8 protein-coding genes are annotated in these 7,108 nt (G+C 60.2%); 5 read left to right on the top strand and 3 right to left on the bottom strand.

Features of this window, described 5'->3' with window-relative positions:
• The first annotated feature begins 100 nt into the window (after positions 1-100).
• The 4 genes from cueR to C9413_RS24935 all read left to right on the top strand — a co-directional run bounded on the left by cueR (position 101) and on the right by C9413_RS24935 (position 3,062).
• On the top strand, positions 101-496 hold the full coding sequence (gene cueR / locus C9413_RS24950) for a Cu(I)-responsive transcriptional regulator (RefSeq protein WP_040115484.1): 396 nt from the start codon (positions 101-103) through the stop codon (positions 494-496).
• 534 nt (positions 497-1,030) lie between these two features.
• On the top strand, positions 1,031-1,570 hold the full coding sequence (locus C9413_RS24945; RefSeq protein ID WP_040115486.1) for a sigma-70 family RNA polymerase sigma factor: 540 nt from the start codon (positions 1,031-1,033) through the stop codon (positions 1,568-1,570).
• Positions 1,557-2,324 (top strand): anti-sigma factor, encoded by a 768-nt coding sequence (locus C9413_RS24940; protein WP_040115487.1) that lies wholly within the window; start codon positions 1,557-1,559, stop codon positions 2,322-2,324. The genes C9413_RS24945 and C9413_RS24940 overlap by 14 nt, the downstream gene beginning before the upstream one ends.
• A gap of 21 nt (positions 2,325-2,345) precedes the next feature.
• The gene (locus C9413_RS24935; RefSeq protein ID WP_040115488.1) at positions 2,346-3,062 is read left to right on the top strand and encodes a Bax inhibitor-1/YccA family protein; all 717 of its coding nucleotides are present in this window, start codon (positions 2,346-2,348) and stop codon (positions 3,060-3,062) included.
• A 125-nt stretch (positions 3,063-3,187) separates the two neighbouring features.
• Here the strand turns inward: C9413_RS24935 and C9413_RS24930 are convergent, their stop codons facing one another.
• From C9413_RS24930 to C9413_RS24920, 3 genes are all read right to left on the bottom strand, one after another.
• Complete coding sequence (locus tag C9413_RS24930) at positions 3,188-4,300, bottom strand: RHE_PE00001 family protein (RefSeq protein WP_040115489.1); 1,113 nt, start codon at positions 4,298-4,300, stop codon at positions 3,188-3,190.
• Positions 4,301-4,376: 76 nt separating this feature from the next.
• The gene (hutC, locus tag C9413_RS24925) at positions 4,377-5,090 is read right to left on the bottom strand and encodes a histidine utilization repressor (protein ID WP_040115490.1); all 714 of its coding nucleotides are present in this window, start codon (positions 5,088-5,090) and stop codon (positions 4,377-4,379) included.
• Positions 5,091-5,146: 56 nt separating this feature from the next.
• Positions 5,147-6,493, bottom strand: coding sequence for a formimidoylglutamate deiminase (locus C9413_RS24920; protein WP_040116579.1), 1,347 nt, complete (start codon positions 6,491-6,493; stop codon positions 5,147-5,149).
• Positions 6,494-6,613: 120 nt separating this feature from the next.
• On the opposite strand from C9413_RS24920, the gene C9413_RS24915 reads away from it, so the two are divergent.
• Positions 6,614-7,108 (top strand): amidohydrolase family protein (locus tag C9413_RS24915; protein ID WP_170251041.1); only part of this gene is annotated, 495 nt, incomplete at its 3' end.

The following is a 7,108-nucleotide window of genomic DNA, read 5'->3' as shown; positions in this document are numbered from 1 at the left end:
CTCGCCGAGTATCGCCGCCGCGGCCATGAGCCGGGCGTCGGTCTCCGTGATCGGCAACGCGCTGCGACTGAGGCTCCAGAAACTCTGAAAGGACAAGAGGATGAACATCGGCGAAGCATCGGACCGGTCCGGTCTGCCATCGAAGACCATCCGCTACTACGAGGATATCGGCCTGATCAGCCCCGGCAGGGGCGCAAACGGCTATCGTGACTATGCCGCAGCCGATGTCCATAAGCTGCGCTTCCTCCAGCGCTCGCGTGGCTTGGGTTTCTCCGTCGAGGAATGCCGCCAGCTTTTGGCGCTCTACGAAGACAAAAGCCGGGCAAGCGCCGATGTGAAGGAGATCGCACAAGGTAAGCTCAATGAGATTGATCGCAAGATCCGCGAGTTGATGGACCTGCGCCGGACGCTCGAGCATCTGGTGCATGCCTGCCATGGCAACGGCCGGCCGGATTGTCCAATTCTGGAGGAGTTGTCGGATGGAAAAACTGTCTAGACACCAGGACCATTTGTCGTGAGATCGGTCAGCGCGAAACCGGCATCCCTCGTCAGGATCGGCATCGTGCCTGCCTTTGCCGCCGCATAGTGAAAACCCTCTACCAGATTGAGCGCACTGTTGCGGTTAGGAACGATGGCGGCCCTTTTTTCAAGGCGCTGAGGGCAATGTCATTTTCGGTCACCGTTATCGATACGACTGCGATCTCTGCAAGCCGCAGAAATTCCCGGATCTGAGCCTCGGTTTCGGCCATCGGAATCTGTTTCTTGCGACAGATGGCGGCCGACGCCTCCCGTACAGCAAGCACGGACATGACGCGCTTGCATCAACAAGACGCAGGCCGTGCGGCGCGCACTTGAAACCGAGCTTCGCCGCACAGATGAAAGCTCTCTGCGTGAGCGTTTAAGGCCACTGCAGGACAAGATCGCCTCGTATCGGGATAGTGACGTCGTTCTCGCTAAGAAGTTTCCTCCATCAGCTAAAAAACTTCAGAAGAACTGGAATAAAATCTCACGGACAGTCGTATACTCAATCATGGAACGGACAGAACGGCCATTCGACGTCATCGGGCAGCTTGCGGCGCTGAGGCGCTATGCGCGTGCGTTGGTGCGCAATTCGGATGACGCCGAAGATCTTGTCCATGATGCGCTGGTGCGCGCCTTCGAGAAGCGGCAGAGCTTTAGGCGCGGCGGCAATCTGAGGACCTGGCTGCTTTCCATTCTCCACAACGTCCATATCGACCGGGTTCGTCAGAACCGGTCCATAACGCGCAGGCACGATAAGGCAGCCGTCGAGGCAGACCAGTCGCTGCCGGCGGGACAGGAACATGCGGTGCGTCTTCAGCAGGTTCGTGATGCTTTCTTCGACCTGCCGGAAGAACAGCGCGAAGCACTGCATCTCGTGGCGATCGAGGATCTTTCCTACCAGGAAGCCGCGGCCTCGCTCGGCATTCCGGTCGGAACGCTGATGTCGCGCATCGCGCGCGCCCGGGCCCAGCTTCGCGAATTCGAGGCAGCGACGCCGCGTGCCTCACACCTGAGGTTAATCGGAAGGAACGGCAATGAAAGCAGTTGATCCGATCATCGATGCCGATCTCGACGCCTATGTGGATGGCGAACTGGACGTGGCACGCCGCATCCAGGTGGAGTCTTATCTCTCCGAGAATCCGGCGATTGCCGCAAAGGTAATGGCCGATCTCAGCATCAAGGGCGAGCTGCGTCTGGCGCTCGCCGGAGAGAACGCCTTTGGCCGGATCGAGACCCGCGATGCCGCACGACGTCTGGAGCGGGGTCTTTCTTACGGCCGTATCCTTCATTCGGTTCAGCGAATTGCCGCCGTCGGCATCCTCGTGATGGCAGGCTGGGTGGCGCATACATCCTTTGGTGCCTTTACGGCGACGGAGGTGGCCGCATCCGTTCCGGCCCCGCCCTACGTCGAGGATGCGGTGCGCGCCTACCAGACAGCCAAGCTTCGCGAAACGATGCCTTCGCAGCCGGCGGCGCAATATAATGCCGACGACATTCGTGCGGCGACCGCAATCGCGATGCCGGAGCTCCCGAAAGACTGGAAGGTTTCCGATGTCCAGATCTTTCCGTCTGAGTTCGGCCCCAGTGTCGAAATGGCAATCCGGGAACCGGATGGGAAGCGGCTTTCGCTTTTTGCCGTGCGGCCCGGCGCGTTTGCTGTTCAGCCGGTCAGCCATCTGGCGCTCGACAATGCTGAAGCTGCTTACTGGCAGATCGGCGAGGTCGCCTATGCGCTGATTGCCAGTGACAAGGATCTTGAACTCGACCGGGCTGCCGAAGGGCTCGCCCGTTCGCTCTACTAGTGTCAACCCGAGGAGATTAACATGAATCCGAACAATCCGCGATACGGCTACGGCACCGCCGCAGGCTCGCAGGCTGTCTTCGACGAAGGCCTGCGCCAGCATATGCTGCGCGTTTACAACTACATGGGTCTCGGCCTGGTCATCACCGGGATCGTCGCCTTCATCGTCGGCAGCACGCCGGCCCTTTACGTGCCGATCTTCCAGTCGCCCTTGAAGTGGGTGGTGATGCTCGCGCCGCTTGCCTTCGTCTTCTTCTTCACGTTCCGCATCCAGACGATGTCGGCAAGTGCTGCGCAGATGACTTTCTGGGCGTTCTGCGCGGTCATGGGACTGTCGCTTGCCTCGGTGTTCCTGGTCTTTACCGGCACGAGCATCGCGCGCACTTTCTTCATCGCCGCGACGATGTTCGGCGCGACCAGTCTCTATGGCTACGCGACAAAGCGTGATCTTTCACGTTTCGGCTCGTTTCTCATCATGGGTCTGATCGGCGTCATCATCGCCAGCATCGTCAACCTCTTCCTGGGTTCGAGTGCGCTGCAGTTCGCCATTTCGGTGATCGGTATCGTCGTCTTCGTCGGCCTGACCGCCTGGGACACGCAGAACATCAAGGAACAGTTTTCGGAAAATCACGATCAGGAATCGAACCAGAAGCTTGCTGTCTTCGGCGCGCTCTCGCTCTATCTGAACTTCGTGAACATCTTCCAGCTCCTGCTGAACTTCACGGGCGAGCGGGAATAAAGACTGCGCTTCTGGGGGCAATGGAAGCGCAAGAACGCTCGGTCCGTAGTCTGTGACAGGATGGCGGGCCGGGCGTTCACTGAAAAAAAGACGGCCGGGCCACATGCCCGGCCGTCTTCGTTGTGTCAGATGATACCCCAGGCGCGGTAGCGTCCGCGGCCGGTGATTTCGCGGATGCCGATCTCGTTGAGAAGATTGAGTGCGCCCCGGCTCGTCACCCGCAACTGACGGGCAACCATCGTCGAGGAAACCATGGGCCGCGAAAGGACGAATTCCGCAAGCTGCGGCAGGCTGCTGTTCGAGCGGCGATCCCTGAACCGCAGTTCCATCTGGGTGCGGGCAAGGGATAAACGATCCATATCCTTCAGGCCGGTCGCCGCACTCTCACGCATTGCCTCCAGGAAGGCGAGCAGCCGCGTCGCCCGATCGCGCGAGCGGCGGCGCTCATGGCGGATTACCTTCAATCCGGCATAGAAGGAAAAGAGATGAGAGGTGACCTTGCCCCGCGATCGCAGATAGCTTGAAACCAGAAGGCCGCCCAGCCAGTGCTGACGCCGAAGCGGTTCGGTTCTCTCCCAGGCCTCGAAAAGGATGGCTGCGCCTAAGGCGGCAGGCAACTCCTCGGCAAGCGGAATGACCGCACGCCAATCGGATAGACGCTGGGCCTCGTCCCATTCATCGTCGCCGAACAGGCCAAGCGGATCGCCAGGCGTCTCCTTCGGCCTTTCTTCCACCTTTGAACCTCTGCCGAGATGAGTGTCGAGCAATCGCTGAGAGCGCGCGAGCACGGCGTCGATCTCGGCAAGTTCCATCGACAGCAGCGCTTCGCCTTCGTCCTTTTCCTCTTCAGGCGACGCCAGCCTTGCCTCGGGTGCGCGCCCGGCATCTTCTAGACCGGCGCCGGCAAGTACATTCAATCCGGCGCCACTCAGCGCCCAGATGGGGTCGGCCGTCCAGATGCGACGTCGTGCGCGCAGCACGGCATGGGCAATCGTCAGCTCGTGGCTCGGCGTCCGGCTGTCCATATGCGCGTCATGCAGCACCAGGTCTTCGACATGCACGAGTTCTCCGGCAACCCAGAGCGCGCCTGCAGCGTCGAAAAAGTGGCCGCGTTCGGCAAAACCAGCGCCGACCGGCGAACGGGCCACCCTCTCATCCAGCCTGGCCAGCATATCCTCCGCCAGCGCGAATGCGGGCAGCAGGCTCTTCAGCAGGGTATTGTCGATTTCGTAGCGCATCTTATCGGCCGGAAGTCATCTTGATGTTTACTTCCGCTATTTGTGGGATGATTCGCAATAGACCTGCTGCGAATTCTCAGGATGCCGGGCTGAAACGGGCAACGAGCGCATGGCGGTCGCCGGGATAGGTAAGGCGCACATGCGTCACAGGCCCGGCACTGCTCCAGGTGCGGCGCTCGATGACGAGGCAGGCCGCAGAGCGGGGAATGTCGAGTGCTGCGGCTTCCTCAGCACCAGCCGCAAACGCGTAAATCTTGTGCTCCGCCTTGCTCCACGGAACCTGTTTTAGAAGCCAGGGGCCAGGCGCGATTGCGCCGAAGTCGGCATCAATCGCTTCGGGAACGCTGCCAAGATTGATCAGGCGCTCTTCCAGACAGAAAGGCCGGGTCCCCGCAAAATGGACGCAAACGACCTCTTTAACGAGACCGCCGACCGGAAGATCGAGCTTGTCATCCGCCTTTGTTTTGCGGCTCGCGTTTTTTATGACCGAATAGGCGTACGGCAAGTTCAGCGATTGAACTTCTGCTTTGATGTCGTGGATTTCCAGCACAGCGGACTGCGACTGCGGCTGGGTGACGAAGCTGCCGGACTTCTTGCGGCGCTCGATCAACCCGGCCTTCGCCAACTGCGTCAGCACTTTGTTGACGGTCATTCGTGAGCAATCGTATTGCGCAGCGAGATCGACCTCGAACGGGATGCGAAAGCCCGGCGGCCACTCGCCCGAAACGATGCGACCTTCGATCTCGCTCAAAATGCGCTGATGCAGGGTCGGATCCTTGCTGCCGTTCATCATTCTCTCCGCGTCGCGCCACCTGCTCTATTGCGAATGCACCAGCAAGGAAAGACTTAGGCGGCAAGCATTTCGCCCATCGCAGCGAGGAAACGCCGACTGATCGCCTCACGCTGGCGATGACGGCCGCCTTCGACCTGTTTGCGGCCAACGGCCCAGAGGCAATCGACAGCGACGCTGCCGGCGAATATCCAGTGGTCGAGGATTTGATCATGTGCGAGATAAGGCACCTTGCTGCAATCAAGCGCGACGATATCCGCATAATTGCCTTCAGCGAGGCCAGCGGCAGCACCGAGCGCCGTACCACCACCTAAAAGCGCCTGATCGAACAGCGTGCGGCCCGTCGAGCCGTTGGTACCTGCAATCACGTTGCGGGCCTGAAGCACCAGGCGTTCGGAATATTCGAGCTGGCGGAGTTCCCCGGCAAGCGTAATCTGGACATTCGAGTCCGAACCAATGCCATAACGCCCGCCCTCTTCGAGAAAGATCGGCGCTGGAAAAACTCCGTCGCCGAGATTGGCTTCAGTGATGGGGCATAGACCGGCGACCGATCCGCTTTTGGCCATGCGCCGGGTTTCATCCTCGGTCATGTGGGTAGCATGGATGAGGCACCAGCTGCGGTCGACGGGCGCATGCTCAAGGAGCCACTCGATGGGTCTTGCGCCTGACCAAGCGATGCAATCGTCCACTTCCTTGACCTGTTCGGCGACGTGGATGTGGACCGGACCGCCTTCTGCAAGCGGCAGGAGCTTTGCCAACTCATCAGGCGTGACGGCGCGAAGGCTGTGTGGCGCAATACCAATCTTTGCGCCTTCCAGCTTGCGGGCGATCATGTGAGCTCGCTCCATCAGCTTTCCGAAGCTCTCAAGCGAGTTGATGAAGCGCCGCTGGCCCTCGAGGGGAGCAGCACCGCCGAAGCTCGAATGCGCGTAAAAGACCGGCAGCAATGTCAGGCCGATACCGGCCGTCTCGCTCGCCGCGCCGATGCGTTCCGCCAACTCCGCAATATTGGCATAAGGGCTTCCGTCCTTGTCATGATGCAGATAGTGGAATTCGCCGACGCGCGAAAAGCCGGCTTCAAGCATTTCCATGTAAAGCTGTGCGGCAACGGCCTCGACATGCTGCGGCGTCATCGAAAGCGCGAACCTGTACATGACCGCCCGCCAACTCCAGAAGCTGTCATTTGCAGGACCACGGACTTCAGCAAGGCCCGCCATGGCACGCTGGAATGCATGGCTGTGCAGGTTGGGCATCGCGGGAACAAGGAGGTTGTGGCACTCGTCGCTCACCTCGGCCTTCGCGCCGACCTCAACCTTCGCGATAAGGCCGCCATCAATTGTGAGACGCACGTCGCTTTGCCACCCCTCAGGCAGGAGCGCAGTCGCCGCATGAAGTATCGTCATCGCCTTTTCCCTTACTGTTGGGCCTTCCATCTTTCTTTTCCATGGAAACGCCCAAATTTCCACTTGTCACCCGATTATTATGTATATACATGTTTCGACCTAAGGAAAGGCGTAAAGCTGATGAGCGGGAACAAACTTTTTGCGCGGGAGCAGAGACCGAGCCTCTGGCGAAATGGCCGGCTCGCGACGCTCGATCCGGGTCAGCCGGGGCTGGGTATTGTTGAAAAAGGCGCGATCGTCACGGAAAACGGCCGAATCCGCTATGCCGGCCCGGAGGGCGAATTGCCGGTTTCCGTCATCGAACGTGCCGAAATCATCGACCTTGAGGGCCGCTGGGTGACGCCGGGGCTCGTCGATTGCCACACCCACATCGTTCATGGCGGTAACCGGGCGCGCGAATTCGAAATGCGCCTCGACGGCGCCACCTATGAAGAGATTGCCCGCGCCGGCGGTGGCATCGTCTCCTCGGTCAAGGCGACGAATGCGCTTTCTGGCGAAGGCCTTGTGCAAGCTTCCCTGCCCCGCCTCGGTACAGTGCTTTTCGAGGGGGGGGAGCCGAACGTGGTCAAGTCGGGATACGGCCTCCGCGTAGCCGGGGAAGTGCAGATTCCGGAG

The organism is Rhizobium sp. SEMIA 4085, assembly GCF_013004495.1.
GTDB lineage: Bacteria > Pseudomonadota > Alphaproteobacteria > Rhizobiales > Rhizobiaceae > Rhizobium > Rhizobium gallicum.
The sequence above is the reverse complement of the archived record's forward strand: the minus strand, read 5'-3'. Positions and strand labels throughout refer to the sequence as shown.